At 64.4% G+C, this 18,501-nt stretch carries 18 protein-coding genes and 1 riboswitch; of the genes, 7 read left to right on the forward strand and 11 right to left on the reverse strand.

What is annotated here, in order from left to right; genetic code table 11:
- Positions 1-19 precede the first annotated feature (19 nt).
- Complete coding sequence (locus KYX69_RS10550; RefSeq protein WP_300496958.1) at positions 20-904, reverse strand: hypothetical protein; 885 nt, start codon at positions 902-904, stop codon at positions 20-22.
- A 433-nt stretch (positions 905-1,337) separates the two neighbouring features.
- On the opposite strand from KYX69_RS10550, the gene dgt reads away from it, so the two are divergent.
- Positions 1,338-2,738 carry a dGTP triphosphohydrolase gene (dgt, locus tag KYX69_RS10555; protein ID WP_300496961.1) on the forward strand — a complete coding sequence of 467 codons (1,401 nt, stop codon included), beginning with the start codon at positions 1,338-1,340 and terminating at the stop codon, positions 2,736-2,738.
- Between the two features lie 23 nt (positions 2,739-2,761).
- On the opposite strand, the gene thiC is transcribed toward dgt, so the two are convergent.
- From thiC to KYX69_RS10585, 6 genes are all read right to left on the reverse strand, one after another.
- Entirely contained in the window at positions 2,762-4,636 is a 1,875-nt protein-coding gene (gene thiC / locus KYX69_RS10560) for a phosphomethylpyrimidine synthase ThiC (RefSeq protein ID WP_300497153.1), read from the reverse strand.
- A gap of 46 nt (positions 4,637-4,682) precedes the next feature.
- A riboswitch (TPP riboswitch) is annotated at positions 4,683-4,773 on the reverse strand.
- A 42-nt stretch (positions 4,774-4,815) separates the two neighbouring features.
- The gene (locus KYX69_RS10565) at positions 4,816-5,784 is read right to left on the reverse strand and encodes a hypothetical protein (RefSeq protein ID WP_300496963.1); all 969 of its coding nucleotides are present in this window, start codon (positions 5,782-5,784) and stop codon (positions 4,816-4,818) included.
- A 53-nt stretch (positions 5,785-5,837) separates the two neighbouring features.
- Entirely contained in the window at positions 5,838-6,695 is an 858-nt protein-coding gene (locus KYX69_RS10570) for a MipA/OmpV family protein (protein WP_300496965.1), read from the reverse strand.
- Positions 6,696-6,826: 131 nt separating this feature from the next.
- Complete coding sequence (locus tag KYX69_RS10575) at positions 6,827-7,249, reverse strand: hypothetical protein (protein ID WP_300496968.1); 423 nt, start codon at positions 7,247-7,249, stop codon at positions 6,827-6,829.
- Between the two features lie 54 nt (positions 7,250-7,303).
- Positions 7,304-7,717 carry a DUF2141 domain-containing protein gene (locus KYX69_RS10580; RefSeq protein WP_300496971.1) on the reverse strand — a complete coding sequence of 138 codons (414 nt, stop codon included), beginning with the start codon at positions 7,715-7,717 and terminating at the stop codon, positions 7,304-7,306.
- Positions 7,647-8,438 (reverse strand): sterol desaturase family protein, encoded by a 792-nt coding sequence (locus tag KYX69_RS10585; RefSeq protein ID WP_300496973.1) that lies wholly within the window; start codon positions 8,436-8,438, stop codon positions 7,647-7,649. The genes KYX69_RS10580 and KYX69_RS10585 overlap by 71 nt, the downstream gene beginning before the upstream one ends.
- Before the next feature lie 51 nt (positions 8,439-8,489).
- On the opposite strand from KYX69_RS10585, the gene gluQRS reads away from it, so the two are divergent.
- Genes gluQRS through egtD form a run of 5 tightly spaced genes read left to right on the forward strand, consistent with a single transcriptional unit; the run spans position 8,490 to position 12,445 of the window.
- Positions 8,490-9,338 carry a tRNA glutamyl-Q(34) synthetase GluQRS gene (gene gluQRS / locus KYX69_RS10590; protein WP_300497155.1) on the forward strand — a complete coding sequence of 283 codons (849 nt, stop codon included), beginning with the start codon at positions 8,490-8,492 and terminating at the stop codon, positions 9,336-9,338.
- A gap of 9 nt (positions 9,339-9,347) precedes the next feature.
- Complete coding sequence (locus KYX69_RS10595) at positions 9,348-9,578, forward strand: twin transmembrane helix small protein (protein WP_300496976.1); 231 nt, start codon at positions 9,348-9,350, stop codon at positions 9,576-9,578.
- A gap of 16 nt (positions 9,579-9,594) precedes the next feature.
- Positions 9,595-10,164, forward strand: a complete 570-nt coding sequence (locus KYX69_RS10600; protein WP_300496978.1) for a cob(I)yrinic acid a,c-diamide adenosyltransferase — start codon at positions 9,595-9,597, stop codon at positions 10,162-10,164.
- 44 nt (positions 10,165-10,208) lie between these two features.
- Positions 10,209-11,468: an ergothioneine biosynthesis protein EgtB gene (egtB, locus tag KYX69_RS10605; RefSeq protein WP_300496980.1), complete on the forward strand. Its 1,260-nt coding sequence runs from the start codon at positions 10,209-10,211 to the stop codon at positions 11,466-11,468.
- Positions 11,468-12,445, forward strand: a complete 978-nt coding sequence (gene egtD / locus KYX69_RS10610) for an L-histidine N(alpha)-methyltransferase (RefSeq protein ID WP_300496982.1) — start codon at positions 11,468-11,470, stop codon at positions 12,443-12,445. The genes egtB and egtD overlap by 1 nt, the downstream gene beginning before the upstream one ends.
- Here egtD and KYX69_RS10615 read toward each other — a convergent pair.
- Positions 12,442-13,539, reverse strand: coding sequence for a GNAT family N-acetyltransferase (locus tag KYX69_RS10615; RefSeq protein ID WP_300496983.1), 1,098 nt, complete (start codon positions 13,537-13,539; stop codon positions 12,442-12,444). The two genes, egtD and KYX69_RS10615, sit on opposite strands and share 4 nt — an antisense overlap.
- Positions 13,540-13,609: 70 nt before the next feature.
- Here KYX69_RS10615 and KYX69_RS10620 point away from each other — a divergent pair, with 70 nt between their 5' ends.
- Positions 13,610-14,071, forward strand: coding sequence for a DUF2721 domain-containing protein (locus KYX69_RS10620; protein ID WP_066659371.1), 462 nt, complete (start codon positions 13,610-13,612; stop codon positions 14,069-14,071).
- On the opposite strand, the gene KYX69_RS10625 is transcribed toward KYX69_RS10620, so the two are convergent.
- The 3 genes from KYX69_RS10625 to KYX69_RS10635 all read right to left on the reverse strand — a co-directional run bounded on the left by KYX69_RS10625 (position 14,068) and on the right by KYX69_RS10635 (position 18,399).
- Positions 14,068-14,709 carry a DsbA family protein gene (locus KYX69_RS10625; protein WP_300496984.1) on the reverse strand — a complete coding sequence of 214 codons (642 nt, stop codon included), beginning with the start codon at positions 14,707-14,709 and terminating at the stop codon, positions 14,068-14,070. The genes KYX69_RS10620 and KYX69_RS10625 overlap by 4 nt on opposite strands.
- A 9-nt stretch (positions 14,710-14,718) precedes the next feature.
- The gene (locus KYX69_RS10630; RefSeq protein WP_300496985.1) at positions 14,719-15,462 is read right to left on the reverse strand and encodes a FadR/GntR family transcriptional regulator; all 744 of its coding nucleotides are present in this window, start codon (positions 15,460-15,462) and stop codon (positions 14,719-14,721) included.
- Between the two features lie 87 nt (positions 15,463-15,549).
- Complete coding sequence (locus tag KYX69_RS10635) at positions 15,550-18,399, reverse strand: TonB-dependent receptor (RefSeq protein ID WP_300496986.1); 2,850 nt, start codon at positions 18,397-18,399, stop codon at positions 15,550-15,552.
- Positions 18,400-18,501: the final 102 nt, after the last annotated feature.

An 18,501-nucleotide genomic window follows, 5' to 3' on the forward strand; every position in this document is an offset into this window, starting at 1 on the left:
AGTTTACACTGGCTTTACACTATCGCGCATCCCCGCCGCGGCGTTGGCGGGGGCGTGGGCGTGGGTCGCGGTTGCTGAACGGGTCGATCGCATAGCATTCGTCGGCGAACTCGGCATCGGTGAGCGTGCCGCCGGCATCGCGCTTGGCGAGCGCGGCGCGGCCGCGGGCGGCGCGCGCGGCGGACTCCTGCGCGGCGCGCTGCGCGGGTGTCGGGGATGGCGCCTGTTCGCTGAGAAAGTGCGGGAGCTGCCCGTCCGCGATGTCGGCGAGCGCGAGTTCGTCGGCAAGGGTTTCGGGGTCGAGCAGCTGTTCGGGCGGCGCGGGGAGCGCGGGCTCCATCGCGCGCAACGTGGCGTCGAGCGTGGCCGCTTCAGGCGCGGACGCGGGCGGCGCGGCTGTGCGGTCGCGGCCATAGCGTTCGGGCTTCAGATGGCTGAGCAGATATTTGAGCAGGCGATTGTCATGGACCAGCCGGGTCGCGACGACATTGCCGTCGCGGTCGAGCACCTCCTGTTCCGTCCCCTCGATCGCGCGTTCGAAGGCGATATCCTCGATCAGCCCCGCCGCCTGATGCCGCGCGGCATCCCAGGCGCGGGCAAAGGCGGCGCCATGCGGGGCGCGGCGCAGCTGATAGGCGCTGGCGCGCGACATGCCGACCGCATGAGCCGCGACGTTGACCAGGCCGGTATCGGCGAGCGTTTCGATGAAGCGCCGCTGTTTCTCCGGCGTCCAGCCATCGTTGCGCGGGCGGCGGCGGACGGGAACCCAGCGATAGTCGGCGGGGTCGTAGGCGGGCGCGGCGTCGGGCGTGCGCGTGAGCGCGGTGCCGGGGTCGTCGGGCTGCGCCGGGCCGGGCACGGGTGATTGCGTCGCCGGGGCAAAGGGGTGCGGAACGTGCTTCATCCGACAGGGTGAAGCGGATTTGGCGCGTGTAGGACAGGGGCGGCGGGGCGTGTTGGATGGATTGCGGGCGGGGTGTGGCGTGGGGGCATCCATCAGGGGTACGGAAATCGAGGCATGAGATTGGCGAGGGGGCCGGTTGGAGCATTGACATATGCATGCGGGGAACATATAGGGAACATCGGTTTTCATAGCGGAAATATGCAAGCTGTCGCAGAGTGCTGGACAGACGAAGAAAATTCGACTCTATCTTTAAGGGCGCTGGGGCGATTCAAACGGGGGGCGAGGTGCGTATGTCGGAACAGAGCAGGACTGCGGCCGAGACGCAGCGTATCGCTGCAGAAAAATTGCGCTTATTGCGCGCTGTGGTAGAAGACCGGGTCAAAGAACACCGCGCAGCCACTAATAATAGAGTGGCGCATCCCGGAGGATAGCAATGTCGAATCTGCTCTATCGCAAATCTGATAGCAGCAGGTACGTTACCGAGGCGGGATCACAAGAGCAGTGGCGGGATGAATTCCGTCGAGATTTCGCGAGGGTGATACACAGCCCCAGTTTCAGGCGGCTACAGGGGAAAACACAGCTCTTCCCTGGCCACGAATCAGATTTTTTTAGAAACAGGCTCACGCACTCACTAGAGGTGGGACAAATCGCCGAGTCTATCGCTTGTTCGATAAACGGCAGGCAGCCTTTTTTCGAGAACAACCCCATTAATCCGCGGATCTGTCTTACAGCCGCGCTGCTACACGATATTGGGCATCCTCCTTTTGGTCACAATGGGGAGGAAGCACTAGACGAAGCCATGCGTCCTCACGGTGGCTTTGAGGGCAACGCGCAAACACTGCGTATCGTAACTCAGATCGAGAAGAAAAGGTTCACTGACGAAAGCTGCCCAATTAATCGCCGTGCAGGCTTAAACCTCACGTACCGAACCCTTGGCGCGCTACTTAAGTACGACAGGGTAATACCTGCCAGTCGAGACAAAATGGATAAAGTTCGAAAGGGGTACTATTTTGAAGATGCTCCAATTGTATCTGATATTAAGAAACATGTCACACCGACATTAGCAGAAGGAAAGCATTTTAAGACTATTGAGTGCGCGATTATGGATATCTCGGATGATATTGCATATTCGACCTACGATCTCGAAGACTCTTTTAAAGCTGGATTTTTGACGCCATCGCGCATGCTGTCGAGCGACCCCGGGCTCCTAAAGCGGGTTGCGGCAAAGGTTCGAGATGCAGTTGGAACAGCAAATTTCAGTGATTTTGATGTCTTACGGACGCTACTTAGCCTGTTTGAAGGCTCAGTCTCAGCCCCCCGCGATCTCAGCCCAGATGAAACCGACACAGTTATCGAACACATTTCATCAGCGCTGGAGATTTCGTCGCAGCTAGAGAGCATAGCGAGCGATGGAAATGTGAGAACGCAATTCACTGCAGATCTGGTAGGCCAGTTTATAGGTGGCGTGTCAGCAGTCGAAGACTATGAGAATCCGCAACTAAGCAAAATTGTTGTCGACCCAGAAATATTACTAAAAATAGAAGTCTTGAAGAACTATACGTACGAGGCGACGATTTTTTCTAGTAAAGTAAAAATATCTGAATACAGAGGAAAAGAAATCGTCGAGGGGATTTTTAAAGCGCTGTCCGAGCCTAGGGGAGATTTACTTCTACCGGACGACGTTTTAAAACTGGTGAAAGCTAGCGATGGGAATGTGCAGCGGCGCATGAGAATCATATCCGATTATATTGCGGGCATGACTGATCGTTATGCGGTGGAATTTTATGCTCGGCTCTATTCCGATGGCGGCCAGAGCATGTTTAAGCCCCTGTAATAGGTGTCCCTTAGCGAGGAGCTTTAATCGTGCTCCCGCCCGCCGCTCCCCAGATACAACTCCCGCCCCATTTCGTCATACACCCGGCTCATCTGGGCCATGCCCTCTTCCGCCTGCGCCACATCGACCGGCCGCGCCGCGATGAACGCGTCCGCCCCCTGATTCTGCTTCGCCGCGAAGTCCCGTACTTCCTGCGTGATCTTCATCGAGCAGAATTTCGGGCCGCACATCGAGCAGAAATGGGCGGTCTTGGCGCCTTCCGCTGGCAGGGTCTGGTCGTGGTACTGTTCCGCCGTATCGGGGTCGAGCGACAGGTTGAACTGGTCGCGCCAGCGGAATTCGAAGCGGGCGCGGCTTAGCGCGTCGTCGCGGACCTTGGCGGCGGGGTGGCCCTTGGCGAGGTCGGCGGCGTGGGCTGCCAGCTTGTACGTCACCACGCCGACCTTGACATCGTCGCGGTCGGGGAGGCCGAGATGCTCCTTGGGCGTGACGTAGCAGAGCATCGCGGTGCCGTACCAGCCGATCATCGCGGCGCCGATGCCGCTGGTGATATGGTCGTATCCGGGGGCGATGTCGGTGGTGAGCGGGCCGAGCGTGTAGAAGGGGGCTTCGCCGCACGCCTGCAGCTGCTTGTCCATATTCTCCTTGATCTTGTGCATCGGCACATGGCCGGGGCCTTCGATCATCACCTGGACATCCTGTTCCCAGGCGCGTTTGGTCAGTTCGCCAAGCGTGTAGAGTTCGGCGAACTGCGCCTCGTCATTGGCGTCGGCGATGCTGCCAGGGCGCAGGCCATCGCCTAGCGAATAGGCGATGTCGTACGCCTTCATGATCTCCGTAATCTCGTCGAACTTCTCGTAGAGGAAGCTCTCACGGTGATGCGCCAGGCACCATTTGGCCATGATCGAGCCGCCGCGCGAGACAATGCCGGTGACGCGCTTGGCGGTCAGAGGGATATAGGGCAGGCGCACGCCGGCGTGGATGGTGAAATAGTCGACGCCCTGCTCGGCCTGTTCGATCAGCGTGTCGCGGAAGATGTCCCAGGTGAGGTCTTCGGCGATGCCGCCGACCTTTTCGAGCGCCTGATAGATCGGGACGGTGCCGACTGGCACGGGGCTGTTGCGCAGGATCCATTCGCGGGTGTCGTGGATGTTGCGGCCGGTGCTGAGGTCCATGATCGTGTCGGCGCCCCAGCGGATCGCCCACACCATCTTGTCCACCTCTTGCGCGACGTTCGACGCGACGGCGGAGTTGCCGATATTGGCGTTGATCTTGACCAGGAAGTTGCGGCCGATCGCCATCGGCTCGCTTTCGGGGTGGTTGATGTTGTTGGGGATGATCGCGCGGCCGCGGGCGACCTCGTCCCGGACGAATTCGGGGGTGACATAGTCGGGGATCCACGCGCCCCAGCTTTCGCCGTCGCGGACATATTCGGCGAGCATCTGGCGGCCGAGATTTTCGCGGGTGGCGACATATTCCATTTCGGGGGTGACGATGCCGCGGCGGGCATAGTGCATCTGGCTGACATTCATGCCGGGCTTGGCGCGCAGCACCTTCTTGCGCACGTTCGGGAAGGGCTGGACCCCGCCGCTGCGGTCGGGGCCGAGCTGGCCGTTATCCTCGGGGCGGACTTCGCGCTGGGCCACTTCCTCGACATCGCCACGTTCGCGGATCCAGTCGCGGCGGAGCTCCTGAAGCCCGGCCATGATGTCGATGCGGGCATTGGGGTCGGTATAGGGGCCGCTGGTGTCATAGACGCGGACCGGGGGCTCGCCGCTGGACGGTTCGAGATGGATTTCGCGCATCGCGACCTTGCGCGGGCCGACATGGATCTTGGTGGAGCCGCGGATGGCGCCGGTGGTGACGGCAAGTTCGGTCTTTGCGGGGATGTCGGCCATGATGTTCCTCTCCAGGTGGAGGAAACGGACCATGGGTGCGGGCCGCTCCCTCCCTACGCCGGTGTCAACCGGATCAGGTTCAGCGGGTCGAAGGCTCCTGCCCTCCTCTCAAGCGCGGAACGGCGCTCCCCCGGGGATGGGGCGGGTTGTAGGGGGTGTCGGGGAGAAGGTCCAGCGGGCTATTCGGGAACGGGTCCGAACACCTCGTCCCCGAAGATCAGCTCGGTGCGGTTTGCGTCCACCTGTCCCCATGGCGCAAGCGCTCCAGTGGATTCGACCTCCCACACCGAGCCGTGCTGGCGCAGAGTCAGCGTCAGTCCGTCGATCGTGGTCGCCGCACCCGAGCGGAGCGGAATCCTGTGGGTGCCGAGGGTATGGAAGGCCGTGTCGGGCAATCCCTTCACATCGAGTGGTGCGGCGGCGCTGGTCTGTTTGACCATACGCTCCACCGAGATCTGCATGCCATCCGCATCGAGCTTCACGACGCGGAGCCGCCGGATCGCGATCAAGGCAGGGAAATGGGGATCGACCACGCCCGGTGCGATCGGCTCAAGCTCCACGGGCGCGATTGCGACGTCGCGGGGCTGAGCGCGCGCAGGATAATAGGGCAGGAACCGTGCGGTCCGGTAGCGCCCATCAGCGTCGCGGCCGTGCAGGCAGATGACCGGAAAGATGTTCCCCGCCGCATCCTGGGCCGGCGTGTAGGGCTTGTACGGCACATTGCGGGCGCACGGCCGACTCCCGTCCGCCGCATCGGTAAGGTGCAGGAAGCGCGTCTCCGCCTCTAGGATCGTGTTGAACGGGGCACCGATCGCGATCGGCGCGGCCACACGCCATCGCCTTTGTTCAATCCGCACCTGTTGCTGCGCCAGAACCGCCCCCGGCGCGACATCACGGGTTGCGGGTGGAGTCTGCGGCTGTTCCACCGCCTCACCGAACTCGATATAGCCAAAGGATCGGCGCGATTTGCTGGTCTCGCGCCGGATCATCGCACCCTTTGCGAACCCCATTTTCGCGAATTGCTCCGGCGTCACGCCGAGCGACTCCGGCGTGGCAAGGACCAATTCTCCATCCTCCGCTTGTTGGGCGATGGCGGTGGTGGACAGGGCAAGCAGCAGAGTAGCGGCGGCGGACAGGGGATAGCGCATGGCACCACCGTAGCGGCCGCCGCGCCTGATCGGCAAGCCGCCCGCCGCAACCATCAGAAGGTCAACGCCAGTCCGGCACCCGCCGTCCACTGGTGTCGCGATCCGGCGATGGCGACGAGGGGCGAATCCGCGACGTCGCCGACCAGCTTCTTGTAGGTGCCGCCCGCGATCAGGGCGAGGCCCTTGGTCAGGTTGCCGGTGAGCGAATGGGTGAACATGCCGCCGAAGGTGATGTCCTTTTGCCCACCGTCCGGCGTGTAGGTGGGGAGGCCGCTGGCGAGGCTGCCGGCCGGGGTGACGCCGAAATAGGTGCGGGCGTAACGGTCGCCCACCACTTCGGCGCTGGCGAACAGGGTGACCAGCGCCTTGGTGCTGAGCGGGGTCATGTAGGTGACCGACGGGGTCCACACGCCGCTGCGGTGGATGCGCGTCACGTCGTGGCGATAGCTGACGCTGACGGTCAGCGTGTCGAAATCATGGATCACCCCGGTCTTGGCGAGCGCGCCATAGCCGCCAACCTCGACCGCGGTGTCGATCTCACCCAGCGCGCGGACCCGGGGATCTTCGATCGCGTCGCGGTTGGTGCGGTTCAAGTTGATCACCGCGACCGGGCCGAGCTGGAGGTTCCAGTCCTTGCCCGCAACATCAGGGATCAGGTCGAGGCTGGCGCGGTTGCCGAGCACGGTGAAGCTCATCCCCGCCACGGTGCCGTTGGCGGCGGGCGCGGGCACCCAGCGATTATCGTCAGACCCCTCATAATCGGGCAGCCACACGCCGCCCGCCGCGATGGTCAGGCGCGCGCGGGCTTCCTGTGCGACCTCGGCCTGTTCGGGGGTGGGCGCTTCATCCTGCGCAAGTGCGGGCGTCGCGACGATAGCGGCGAGGAAGGCGGACAGAACGCGGATACGCATGACGGTGATTCCCTGAACCTGTTTCAGGGGCGCAACGCTGCACTGCGGAAATGGATGCATGGGAGCCTGAGCCGGGCTTTAAGCGGGTAGTCAACAGATGTCGCCGCGCGACTCTGGCGCAGGGCGAATTCTCAGCCTGGGACCGTCAGCTGCGAACCGTGTACCGCGTCATCGATCTTCTCGATGATGAAGTCCCCGAATTCTCCGCCACGAAAGACCACCTCCCACGTGCCGATCTGCACTTCCTTCACACGTCCATCATTGTCGAATCCGGCAGCAAAACCCGCAAAGCCGTCTCCGAAGAGGATCAGGTCTGCAGCCTCCCCTGATACGTCGCCGAAGATATCTGTCGCCAGAGCCGGACCGGAGTAAATCATGTATCCGGCGCTTCCGATTTCACCCCAACCGATATCGGCAAGGAAACGAAGAAACCGATCTGGAATCGCAGGATATCGATCAGCAAGATCGCTGAGAGTAGGCGCGTCGACCTTTTTCATCGCACCGAGGATTTGAGCAAATTTTGCGTCGGTGCCGAGTGCGTCGAATTGTTTCATAACCCAGCCCCGGCTCAGCGCTTCAATGCCTGCTCGACGCGATAAAATGGAGCCTCACAGCATATACTTCATCTTCACCTGCTGCTTCGCGCCGTCGAGGGGGAAGCTGGCGGAGGTGAATTTGGGCGGGCCGAAGGTGATGGTGGGGTTGCGGCTGAAACCGAAGCCTTCGCGCGGGATGCCCATCATCGTGTCGAGTTTCTTGTTGCTGTTCGCGTCATGGATGACGGCGACGGCATAGTTGGCGCTGGCCAGCCCTTCGAACCGGGTCGCGGGGTGCGCGGCGGAGATGGTGCGCGAGATCGCGCGCGGGTCGTCGCGGCAATCGGGGAAGCTGTCGGGCCGGGCGGTCAGGCAGATCTGCAGCACGCCCTTGGCATTGCGCAAATTGGTGATTTCAAGGTCGAAGCTGCCCACCGGCGAGGCCGCCGGGAGCAGCAGCAACGCTGCGGGCAGCAGCGCGCGCATGTGATTTTTCGAAATCGCCGATCCCCCGGTCGGTGCCGCACAACCGGTCCCAGAAACGAAAATAGAGACCATAGTTGCACCCATATTGCTCATGGTGCCGCTGATGATGGCTCGCGGTGATCAACCACGCGCCCAGTGGCCCCCGCCACATCATCCGCGGGAACACCTCCCACCCCATGTGATTGGTTACACCCATAAGGGTCATGATTCCAAGCACCAACGCCAATGCGCCGACATGAATGGGAATCGCGAAGACCAGTGCCGGGATCACCACCGCGCCGGTCAGCGCCTCAATCGGGTGGAAGCTCATCGCGGCCCAGGCGGTGGGCGGGCGGCTGTCGTGATGCACGGCATGCGCGATGCGGAACCAACGCGGCTGATGCATCCAGCGATGCGTCCAGTAAAACCAAGTGTCGTGCACGAAGAGATAGAGAAACACCGATAGCGGCAGATACCAGAGCGGATAGGCCGAGACATCGGAGTAGATCCGCGTCCAGCCCAGATTCTGCCACCCCCAGGCGACCACGCCGGCCGGGATGCCATAGATGGCTGCGCTGGCCAGGCTCCACAGCAGCTCGCGCCGCATCTGGCGGTCGAGCCCCGCATAAAGCCCCGGATGCCGGACACGCGTTGCCCAGGCGAAGGCGCCCGAGACGATCAGATAGCGCACCCCGACGATCAGCGTCATCGCGAGTGCCGACAAGAGGATGGCGAGCCACATGCAGCCGCTCTACATGAAAGTCGTGCCCGCCAACAAACGGAGAAACCCGTAATTTCGCCCGTCATTACCCGCTTCGCGCCCAGTCCCACAGGACGGTTGCATATGGGCCATGCCTTTTCGGCGATTGCGGCGCATGATTTCGCGCGGGCGCGGGGTGGCGCGTTCCTGCTGCGGATCGAGGATATCGACGGGACGCGCAGCCGGGCGGAGCATGTCGAGACGATCCTGGCGGACCTGCGCTGGCTGGGGCTGGAATGGGATGGCGATGTGCTGTTCCAGTCAGCGCGGCTCGATGCCTATCAGGCGGCGCTGGACGATCTGCGCGAACGCGGCCTGATCTATCCGTGTTTCTGCACCCGTGCCGATATCGCCGCGAGCGCGCGTGCGCCGCACGGGCCGGAGGGGTTGGTGTATCCGGGGACGTGTCGAGGGTTGGTTGGGTCGGATTTGACGAAGCCGCATTGCTGGCGGCTGGATATGGGGGCGGCGCTGGATACCTTCACATCATCACTGTCCTTCACCGACTCGCGCTTCGGCACAATCGCCGCCGACCCGGCCGCGCATGGCGATGTCGTGTTGGCGCGCAAAGATGCGCCGGCGTCCTATCACCTCGCCGTCACGATCGACGATGCGGCGCAAGGCGTCACCGATGTGGTGCGGGGCGAGGATTTGCTGCCCGCGACGCATGTCCATCGCTTGCTGCAGGAACTGCTCGGACTGCCCGTGCCGCGCTATCACCACCACCGGCTGCTGACCGGGCCGGATGGCGAGCGATTGGCCAAGCGTCATGGCGCGCCGACGCTGGCGGCGCTGCGCGAAACCGGGGTCGATGGGCGGGCGCTGGCGGATGCGTTGCGGCGGGGCGAGGTTCCGGTTGGAATCGGCGCGGCGAAGGACTAGATTAGCGTCATGCAGCTCTTTCTGGTCCTTCTGCTCGTCGCCGCAATGCTGGCCACCGTCTTCGCCCTGATCAAGGGGATCGTCGCGTTCCTGCGCACGACCGAAGCGGAACTCAAATCGGGCGAAGGACCGAGCGCGTCGGCCCTGAAATCGAACAAGGCGATGCAGCAGCGCATCCTGTTTCAGGGGATCGCGATTGCGATCGTCGCGCTGCTTCTGTTGATGGCGAGCGGAAAATAAGGCGCGAGCCGCGCCGATGGTCAAGCTCAACAAGATTTATACCCGTACGGGCGACGACGGCACCACCGGGCTCGTCGACGGATCGCGTGTTGCCAAGCATGACGCCCGCCTTGCCGCGATGGGCGATGTCGATGAGGCGAATAGCGCGATCGGCGTGGCGATTGCGGCGATCGGGACGGGCCATCCTGCGCCGCTGTTGACTACCGTGCAGAACGACCTGTTCGATTTGGGCGCGGACCTCGCCACACCGGGCGAGAATTTCGAGCCGGACGAGATGACGCTACGCATCGTGCCGGCGCAGGTCGCGCGGCTGGAGGCGGCGATCGACTTGGCCAATGGCGCATTGCCGCCGCTGACCAGCTTCATCCTGCCGGGCGGATCGGCGGCATCGGCGGCGATCCATCTCGCGCGCGCGATCGTCCGCCGGGCCGAGCGCAGCGCGACCGCGGCGGCGAACATCATGCCGGTCAATCCGCAGGCGGTGATTTATCTCAACCGTCTGTCCGACCTGCTGTTCGTGCTTGCGCGCGAAATGAACCAATCGGCGGGTGGCGACGTTTTGTGGACGCCGGGGGCGCATCGCTGAGCTGAGGATTTGACCCTCGTCGCGTTTCGGGTTAGGAGAACGAAATGCGAACGAAGGCGATGCCCGCCGCGTGCTGCACAACGCTTGAAGCGCGGTTTCGCGCAGTGCGGGGGCTTTCCGCCGATCTGGTCGCGCCTTTGTCCGACGCGGACGCCAGCGTGCAATCGATGGACGATGCATCGCCCGCCAAATGGCATCTGGCGCATACGACCTGGTTCTTCGAGACGTTCGTGCTGCGCGATTTCGTGTCGGGCTACCGGCTGCACGACGATCGCTTCCCGTTCCTGTTCAACAGCTATTACGAGGCCGAGGGGCAGCGCCATGCGCGGTCGCGGCGGGGCATGGTGACGCGGCCGTCGCTGGCGCAAGTGCTGGACTATCGCGCGGCGGTGGATGCGGCGCTGGTGGCGGCGTTGCCGGAGTTGCCGGAGGCGGCGTTGGCGCTGGTGGAGCTGGGCTGTCACCATGAGGAGCAGCATCAGGAATTGCTGCTGACCGACATTCTGCACCTGTTTTCGTGCAATCCGGTCGAGCCGGCGATGTGGCCGGGCGAGCCCAAGGTGCCGGTGGCGATGCCGGGACCGATTGGATGGATCGAAGGTACCGAGGGTGTCGCCGAGATCGGTGCGCAGGGCGATGGCTTTGCGTTCGATTGCGAGGGGCCGCGGCATCGCGTGCTGCTGCACCCGCATGCAATTGCCGACCGCACGGTGACCAATGGCGAATGGGCGGCGTTCATCGCCGATGGCGGCTATCGCGATCCGCGCCACTGGCTGTCGGATGGCTGGGCGTGGGTGCAGCGTGAGGGCATCGACGCGCCGCTCTATTGGGAGCAACGCGATGGTGGCTGGACGCGCTTCGGGCTGGATGGACGCCGCGCGATCGATCCCGCCGCGCCGGTGACGCATGTGAGTTTCTTTGAGGCCGATGCCTATGCCAGCTGGGCCGGCGCGCGGCTGCCGACCGAGGCGGAGTGGGAGGTTGCGGCGGCGGGACATGACCCGGCTGGCGGCAACCAGCTCGACCGCGCCGGACCGGTCGAACCGCGCCCTTCCCCGACTGGCCCCGCATTGTTCGGCGATGTGTGGGAATGGACCGGCAGCGCCTATCGCCCCTATCCCGGCTTTACCGCCGCCGAGGGCGCGGTCGGCGAATATAATGGCAAGTTCATGAGCGGGCAGTGCGTGCTGCGCGGCGGCAGCTGCGCCACGCCGCGCGGCCATGCGCGGGCCAGCTACCGCAATTTCTTTTATCCGCACCAGCGCTGGCAGTTCACCGGCGTGCGCCTGGCAAAGGATCTGTAATGCTCAAACAGGAAATCGAGGATGGTCAGGCGGGTCTGGCCGACCCGGCGTTTCGCGCCGATGTGCTGAATGGCCTGGCGGCGCGGCCGCGCGCAATTCCGGCGCGCTGGTTCTATGACCGGCGCGGGTCGGAGCTGTTTGAAGATATCACGCAGCTGCCCGAATATTATCCTACGCGGACCGAAGCCGCGCTGCTCGAACGCGTGTGCCCGGAGGTGGCACGCGAGACCGGCACCGGCGGGGCAGTGATCGAGTTCGGATCGGGATCGTCGGTGAAGACTCCGGTGCTGCTGCGCGCGGTGCGGCCGGCGGCCTATGTGCCGATCGATATTTCGGGCGACTTCCTGCGCGATTCGGCGCGGGAGATCGCGGCGCAGTTTCCGGTGATGGCGGTCGAGCCGGTCGAGGGCGATTTCCTCAAACCGCTCAAGCTGCCCGCCGGGATTGGTGGCCTCGCGCGGCTGGGCTTTTTCCCCGGATCGACGATCGGCAACATGGCGCCGGTTGCGGCGGTGGACTTGCTGCGGACGATGCGCAGCTCGCTGGGCGAAGGATCATCGCTGCTGATCGGGATCGACCGGATCAAGGACCCGGCGGTGCTGGTCCCGGCTTATGACGATGCGGCCGGCGTGACGGCGGCGTTCAATTTGAACTTGCTGGAGCGGATCAATGCCGAGCTGAACGGCACCATCCCCATCGACGCCTTTGCGCATGTCGCGCGGTGGAACGAGGATCGCGCGCGGATCGAGATGCATCTGGAAGCGACGCGCGCGGTGGCGTTCGAGGTTGACGGGCGCGGCTTTGCGATGGCGGCTGGAGAGACGATCCATACCGAGAACAGCCATAAATATGGCGACCGCGATGCGCGGTTGCTGCTGGCGGCGGGTGGATGGACGGTGACGCGGGCGTGGAGCGATGAGGCCGGGCTGTTCGGGCTGTATCTGGCCGAGGCGCGGGCGGTGGAGATGGCGCCCTAAGGCTCCACATTCCCGCTCGCGCGCCAGCGGCCGCGCAGCAGCTTTGCCGCGAGGGCGGGAGCGCCGGGGCGGACGAACAGCCAGTCGCGGATCGCGGGACCGGCGTCGGCGCCGATCACGCGCTTGTAGCCGCTGTCGCCTGCGCCCCAGTCGACAGTGGTGATGCCGTCCTCGAGCGCGCGGACGAGGTTGCGGTAGTAGAGTAGCTTCCCCGGCGAATGCTTGGCGACGGCGGGGTCGTAGCTGTTGGCGATGGCGTATTTGAGCGAGCCGACGTTGAGGTCGAACGAGAAGGCGGTGGGCGCGCCGTCGATGCGCAGCACTGCCGCCCACAGCATGTCGGCGATCACCGGGTCCTGCGCCGCCGCGCGCCAGAAGGCGCCATGGCCGACATCGGTGAACTTGGCATCGCTGCCGTCGGTGCGGTCGGAGATCCAGCTCTTGCGCTCGATCTCCGCCAGCGCGTCGAACGCCGGCGCAGTCCAGTCGGCGCCGGAGACAAAGCTCCAGTCGGGTTCGCCATGGTCGGCGAGATGCTTTTCGTGGAAGCGGTTCTTGCGCAGCGTCGAATTGCGCGGCCAAATGCCCTCGGCCTGCAGCGCGGCCATGTCCAGCAGGAAGCTTTCGGCGACAAAGCGGTCGAGCGCGACCCAGCCGCGCGTGGCAGCGGCGGCGCGTAGCCCTTCGAGCGCGGGGTCGCCGTCATAGACCGGACCGATGCGCAGCGCGTTGGCGTGGCGCGCGAGCCGGTCGAGCGCGACTTCGAACGCTTCGGTCCCGGCATCCTGCGCGACCGGAAAGGAGCGGAACGGCCAGTAGCAGCCGGGCACCTGCACGATGCGGAGCGGCATGGGGCCCGTGGCGACCAGCGGCAGCGCAAGCAACGGCGTCCCTTCGCGCAAAACGGTCAGCGTGCGCGCTTCGCCACCATAAGCGTGGAGCGCCGCGGCGAACCAGCCATAGCGCAGGAAGCGGTGCGTCGGCGCGGCGGACGCGGCGACGCTGTCGATCGCGCTCGCCAACCCGTCGCCGATGCTGGCAGTCAGCAGCGGCGGCAGGCGCGTGAAGTCGGCAAGCGGCATCGGCTTCGTCATGCGCGGCGGTCTAACGCCAAGTCGTTACGAATGGGTTGGCGGTAACGGGTTAGCGCCATAAGCTAACCCGATGCAGGCCCCCATGATCTCCACCGTTGCCGCGACGATCCAGATTTCGATCGCGCCCGTGTTCCTGCTGGCGGGCATCGCCGGCATCTTGAACGTGCTGGTCGGGCGGATGGCGCGGGTGGTGGACCGCGCGCGCAAGCTGGAGCAGCTGCACCCGGTGTCGACCGGTGCGGAGCATGAGCGGCATGTGTGGGAGCTGCGCCTGATCGACCGGCGGCTGTCGGTGATCAACACGTCGATCTGGCTGTGCGTGGCCAGCGCGATCGCGATCTGTCTGGTCGTCGCACTGCTGTTCGGGGCGGAGATCGTCCATCTCGACATCGGCGTGGTGGTGGCGGCGGCGTTCATCGCGTCGATGCTGTTGCTGACGTCGGGGCTTATCGCGTTCCTGTTCGAAGTGCGCCTGTCGGTGCAGGCGGTGCATGTGCGCGAGGAGTTGCTGGAACGGGATCGGGCGGGTTAACGCCGCTCCCGCGCCTGTGCCACGGCGCGCTTGAGCGTGGGCAGGTCGACCAGACCGGGGACGAGATAGCGGCCGACCAGCATCCCGGGCGTGCCGCTCAGTCCCAGCGTGCGGGCATGGCCGTTGGTGCGATTGAGCAGCGCGTCGATCTCGCCCTTGCGCTGGGCTTGATCGCGCTGCAGCCGGGCCCAGTCCACACCGGCAGCATCGGCGGCCGCGCGAATCTTGGCAGCGTCGATGCGGCCCGATTGCGCGATCAGCGCGCGGTGGAAGGCGAGGTGCTTGCCCTGAAAGCTGGCGGCGATGGCGGCGCGCGCGGCGGGGCCGGAGCCGCCGCCGAGGATCGGCCAGTCGCGATAGACCACGCGGACCTTCGCATCGCTCGCCATCAGCGCGTCGAGCGTCGGGCTGAAGCGGCGGCAATAGCCGCACTGATAGTCGGAGAAGACGACGATGGTGACGTCATGGCCACGCGGCGCGACGGTCGGGGCGAGCGGGTCGTTGCGGATCCTTTCCCGGATCGCCTCGGCCGCGTCGCGGCGGCGGGTGTCGCCTGATTCGGAGACGCCCTCGTCTTGCGCTGCGGTCGAAAGCGGGAGGGTGAGCGCGAACGCGGCGAGCAGGAACTTGCGAAGCATCCGCGCGCCTTAGCGCAGCCGCGCGGTCATCAGGAAGCGTTCGCGGCTTTGCGCGGCCTTGCGGCGCAATTCGCTGATCTCGCGCTCTTCGGTGGCGTCCAGCATCGCTTCGAGCAGGCGGTTGAAATGCTGGCGCATCGCGATGCGCGCGGCGCCGGAGTCGCCGATGCGCAGCGCGTCGACGATCGCGGCATGCTCACGCTGGCGGGTGCGGCCGTCATGCTGGCAGACGCTGGCATAGGTCGTGCGCACTTCGGGCATTTCGGTGCGCATCCGCCACAGCTGCTGGATGACATGGATCACCGCCTGATTGCCCGAGGCCGAGGCGATCAGCAGGTGAAATTCCTGATCCGCCGCGGTCGATGCCGCGTCGTCGGTATCGTCGCGGCCCATGATCTCGAGCAGGTCGTCGAGCCGGGCGAGCGTGTCGGGGGAGATGGTCGACGCGGCGAGCGCAGCGGCTTCGCTTTCGAACAATGAGCGCGCCTCGGTCAGTTCGAACGCGCTGACCTGGGGCGGCGCGTCGGTCGCGGCGGGCTTGCCGTCCGTCACATAGACGCCGGAGCCGGTCTTGATCACGATGCGGCCGATCGCCTGCAACGCGATCTCTGCCTCCCGGATCGTCACGCGGCTGACGCCGAACCGCTCGGCCAGCTCACGCTCGCCGGGCAGACGGGTGCCGGGGGGGAATACGCCCTGATCGATCAGCGCAGTGATCTGATCGGCGATCCCCTGGTATAGCCGGTCAGCCATTGCGCTCCTCACCAATTCGCATGGCCCGATCCTTATTGCCTTCACACCAAAGCGCAAGCAGAGACCGGGCGAAGCGAACCGTCCAAACTACAGCCGGAAGCGCGCGCCGAGGAAGTAGCGCGGGCCATAATAGTGATACTGCCGGATGCTGCCGGGAACCGGCATGTCGGTTACCTTGGGCTCGTCGGTGATGTTGGTCGCCTCGGCACGCAGCGAGATGTTGCGGTTGATATTGTACGAAACGCGCAGGTCGACCGTCTGATTGTCGCGGACATAGCGGTTCTGCGAATTGCCGCCGACGAAATCCTGATAATATTGCGAGCGGTAATTGTAGATGCCCTGGATCGAGAAGCCGCCGGTCTCGTAATAGAGTTGGGCCGAGAGCACGTGCTTCGAATAGCCGTTGAGCGACGCGGGCGGGATGATGCCCGGCGTGATCGTCCCGGTGACCGGGTCGAGCGTGTCGCCCAGGCGAATGTCAGGCGATTCGAAATTGGTGTCGGCGAAATTGTAGCTCACCTTGCCGCCGAAACCGTCGAGCGGCTTGGGCAACCATGAGAAGCGGTTAGCGATCGTAACCTCAACGCCCCAGAGCTGGCTCTTGTCCGGGCTGTTGGTGGTCTGGATCACCGGGACGCTGACCGTCTGGCCGCCGATCACGAACTCTTCGTTCGTGACGAAGGGCATGAAGCCGCCGCCAAATTCCTTGAAGTAAATCGTCGCGGCAAAGATCGAGTCGCGATTGGGGTAGTATTCAAGCGCGATGTCGCCGTTCCACGACATCAGGGGCTTGAGCGACGGGCTGCCGGTGGCGCGGATTTCGTTGATCGCGTCTTCGATCGTCGTGCCGTTGACATCGAGGCTGAAGTTGCGGCCGGCCCCGAGCGCGCTGGGCGCGGGACGCGACATCGCCCGATAGACGGCGGCGCGCAGCAGCAGGCGGTTCGGCTCAAGTTCGAAAATCGCGTTCACGCTCGGCAGGAAGCGCGTGGTTTGCGCCTCCAGCGTTACCGTGTCGAACGTGCCCGGAGTCGGCGTCAGGCTGATCGTGCCGTCGGGGTTGTTGACGACGGTGAACGCGCTGCGCAGGCCGATCGAGGTCAACTGGGTGTTGACGACGCGGAGACCGAAATTGCCGCGGATTGGGGTGCCGCCCAGCTCCGACTGATATTCAGCCATGACATAGCCGGCGAGCGTGCGTTCGGTTACGTCGCGGTTGAGCGGCGAGCGCAGGTCGGCGGGCAGGCCAGGATCCTCCGACCCGGCATATTCGCGCATCAGGCAGATCGGATCGAACGTCGCCCAGCTGGTGATGGTGTTGCCTTGCGCCGCATCGAGGAAGCCGGTCTGCGGGAATGCCGTCCGGCACAGCTGGTTGATGCGGCGATCCTCGGACATCGCCGGGTTCAGATTGAGTTCGTTGCGGACGTCATAATCGGCGAACGTCTGCTCGGCCCAGCGCGCACCGACCTTGACGCTGCTGATGAAGCCGTCGAGCCGATAGGTGCCGTCGGCGCGGAAACCCCAGATTTCGTTCTGGCGCCGCGATTCGTCGCGGCGAGTGCGCGCGTCATCCCAGAACAGGTCGTGATTGGTGATGTCGAAGCGCGGGTCGATCGTGATGGTAGGCGCGAAATTGCCCGGGAGCACTTCGTAGCGATAGGGGATGCGCTGATTGTTCACCGCAGTGCGCACGCCGTTGACGTCGAACGCGTCGGTGCGCAGGCGCACCTGCCGCTCGATCTCGGTCCGGATCGTGCGCGAATAGGCGCCGTCGAGGTTCAGGGTGAAGCGGTCGCCGAAATCGAGGCGCAGATTGGCGCCGACGCCCAGATATTCCTCGGCACGTTCCAGATTGCTGGCGGTCGATTCGAACGAGCTGGAGCCATTGAAGCTGCGCAGCACGTGATTGTCGTCGAACACGACATTGGTCAGGCTGCGGCGCATTTCGGAGATATTGAAGTCGCGGCGGTTCTCGACGAACGTGCGGTCGGAATATTGCGCGTCGACATTCAGCTCGACCCGGTCCGAAAACGCCCACTGCACCGCGCCGAAGATCGCGTCGCGGCGGTCGACTTCGCTGATCTGACGCCAGGCGATCGAGTTGGGGACGAGATAGAAGGGCGTGCCCGCCGCGACCTGGGGCTGGGTCACTTCCTGGCAGTTGTTGTTGATGACGGTGACGTTGCCGTTGCACGCGACCCAGGTCGAGCTGCCCGCCATGGTTTCTTCGGGGTTGTTGGTGCTGTTGCGCTGCGCGCCGAGCGCGATGCCGACATCGCCCAGCCCGCCCAGCTTGAACTGGTCGACATAGGACAGGGTGCCGCGCCAGCCCCAGGCCGACGATCCGGTGACCTTGTCCTGATAGGGGCTGTAATTGGCCTTGATCTCACCCTGCACGCGCATCTTGCCGAAATCGAGCGGGCGCAGCGTGCCGATATCGATCGTGCCGGCGACGCCGCCTTCGACCAGATCGGCCTGTTGCGACTTGTAGATCTTGATGTTGTTGACCAGTTCGGATGGGAACTGGTTGAAATTGACCGATCGGTCGCCCGATCCGTTGGTCGCCTCACGCCCGTTGAAGGTCGAGTTGCTGAGGAACGGGCCGAGGCCGCGCAGCGCAATTTCGGAGGCGTCGCCCTTTTCGCGGTGCGTGGTCGCGCCGGTGATCGTCTGAATCGCCTGACCCACCGATAGCGCGGGCAGATCGCCAATCTCGTCGGTCGACAGCGCATCGACGATTGCGGTCTCGCGCTTCTTGACGTCGATCGAGGTGCGCAGCGTTTCGCGGATGCCGGTAACGACGACCTCATCCTCCGCCGCAGTGTCGGTTTCCTGCGCGAGTGCGGGCGCGGCGACGAGCAGCGGCAGCGCGGCTCCAGCCAGCAGAATGTTGCGAAGTGCGCGCGGCGCGCGTGCCTGATCGAGCATGGCCATCAGCCCTCTCCCCTGAGTTTATCTTATGATCGCACTGGTCGCCGGTCTGGACGATTCTGTCAACCGGTTATTTAGTCCTATTTCAGTAATTGGTCCTACCAG

The organism is Sphingomonas sp. (genome assembly GCF_030145815.1).
GTDB lineage: Bacteria > Pseudomonadota > Alphaproteobacteria > Sphingomonadales > Sphingomonadaceae > Sphingomonas.

Bases quoted from the DNA above. Each gene is read 5' to 3' on its own strand.
- KYX69_RS10600 (WP_300496978.1), top strand. From the start codon at position 9,595: ATGGTCAAGCTCAACAAGATTTATACCCGTACGGGCGACGACGGCACC.
- KYX69_RS10625 (WP_300496984.1), bottom strand. From the start codon at position 14,709: ATGCTTCGCAAGTTCCTGCTCGCCGCGTTCGCGCTCACCCTCCCGCTT.
- KYX69_RS10615 (WP_300496983.1), bottom strand. From the start codon at position 13,539: ATGACGAAGCCGATGCCGCTTGCCGACTTCACGCGCCTGCCGCCGCTG.
- KYX69_RS10575 (WP_300496968.1), bottom strand. From the start codon at position 7,249: ATGAAACAATTCGACGCACTCGGCACCGACGCAAAATTTGCTCAAATC.
- egtD (WP_300496982.1), top strand. From the start codon at position 11,468: ATGCTCAAACAGGAAATCGAGGATGGTCAGGCGGGTCTGGCCGACCCG.
- KYX69_RS10630 (WP_300496985.1), bottom strand. From the start codon at position 15,462: ATGGCTGACCGGCTATACCAGGGGATCGCCGATCAGATCACTGCGCTG.
- KYX69_RS10585 (WP_300496973.1), bottom strand. From the start codon at position 8,438: ATGTGGCTCGCCATCCTCTTGTCGGCACTCGCGATGACGCTGATCGTC.
- KYX69_RS10620 (WP_066659371.1), top strand. From the start codon at position 13,610: ATGCAGGCCCCCATGATCTCCACCGTTGCCGCGACGATCCAGATTTCG.
- KYX69_RS10595 (WP_300496976.1), top strand. From the start codon at position 9,348: ATGCAGCTCTTTCTGGTCCTTCTGCTCGTCGCCGCAATGCTGGCCACC.
- KYX69_RS10580 (WP_300496971.1), bottom strand. From the start codon at position 7,717: ATGCGCGCGCTGCTGCCCGCAGCGTTGCTGCTGCTCCCGGCGGCCTCG.
- KYX69_RS10565 (WP_300496963.1), bottom strand. From the start codon at position 5,784: ATGCGCTATCCCCTGTCCGCCGCCGCTACTCTGCTGCTTGCCCTGTCC.
- thiC (WP_300497153.1), bottom strand. From the start codon at position 4,636: ATGGCCGACATCCCCGCAAAGACCGAACTTGCCGTCACCACCGGCGCC.
- KYX69_RS10570 (WP_300496965.1), bottom strand. From the start codon at position 6,695: ATGCGTATCCGCGTTCTGTCCGCCTTCCTCGCCGCTATCGTCGCGACG.
- KYX69_RS10635 (WP_300496986.1), bottom strand. From the start codon at position 18,399: ATGGCCATGCTCGATCAGGCACGCGCGCCGCGCGCACTTCGCAACATT.
- egtB (WP_300496980.1), top strand. From the start codon at position 10,209: ATGCGAACGAAGGCGATGCCCGCCGCGTGCTGCACAACGCTTGAAGCG.
- dgt (WP_300496961.1), top strand. From the start codon at position 1,338: ATGTCGAATCTGCTCTATCGCAAATCTGATAGCAGCAGGTACGTTACC.
- KYX69_RS10550 (WP_300496958.1), bottom strand. From the start codon at position 904: ATGAAGCACGTTCCGCACCCCTTTGCCCCGGCGACGCAATCACCCGTG.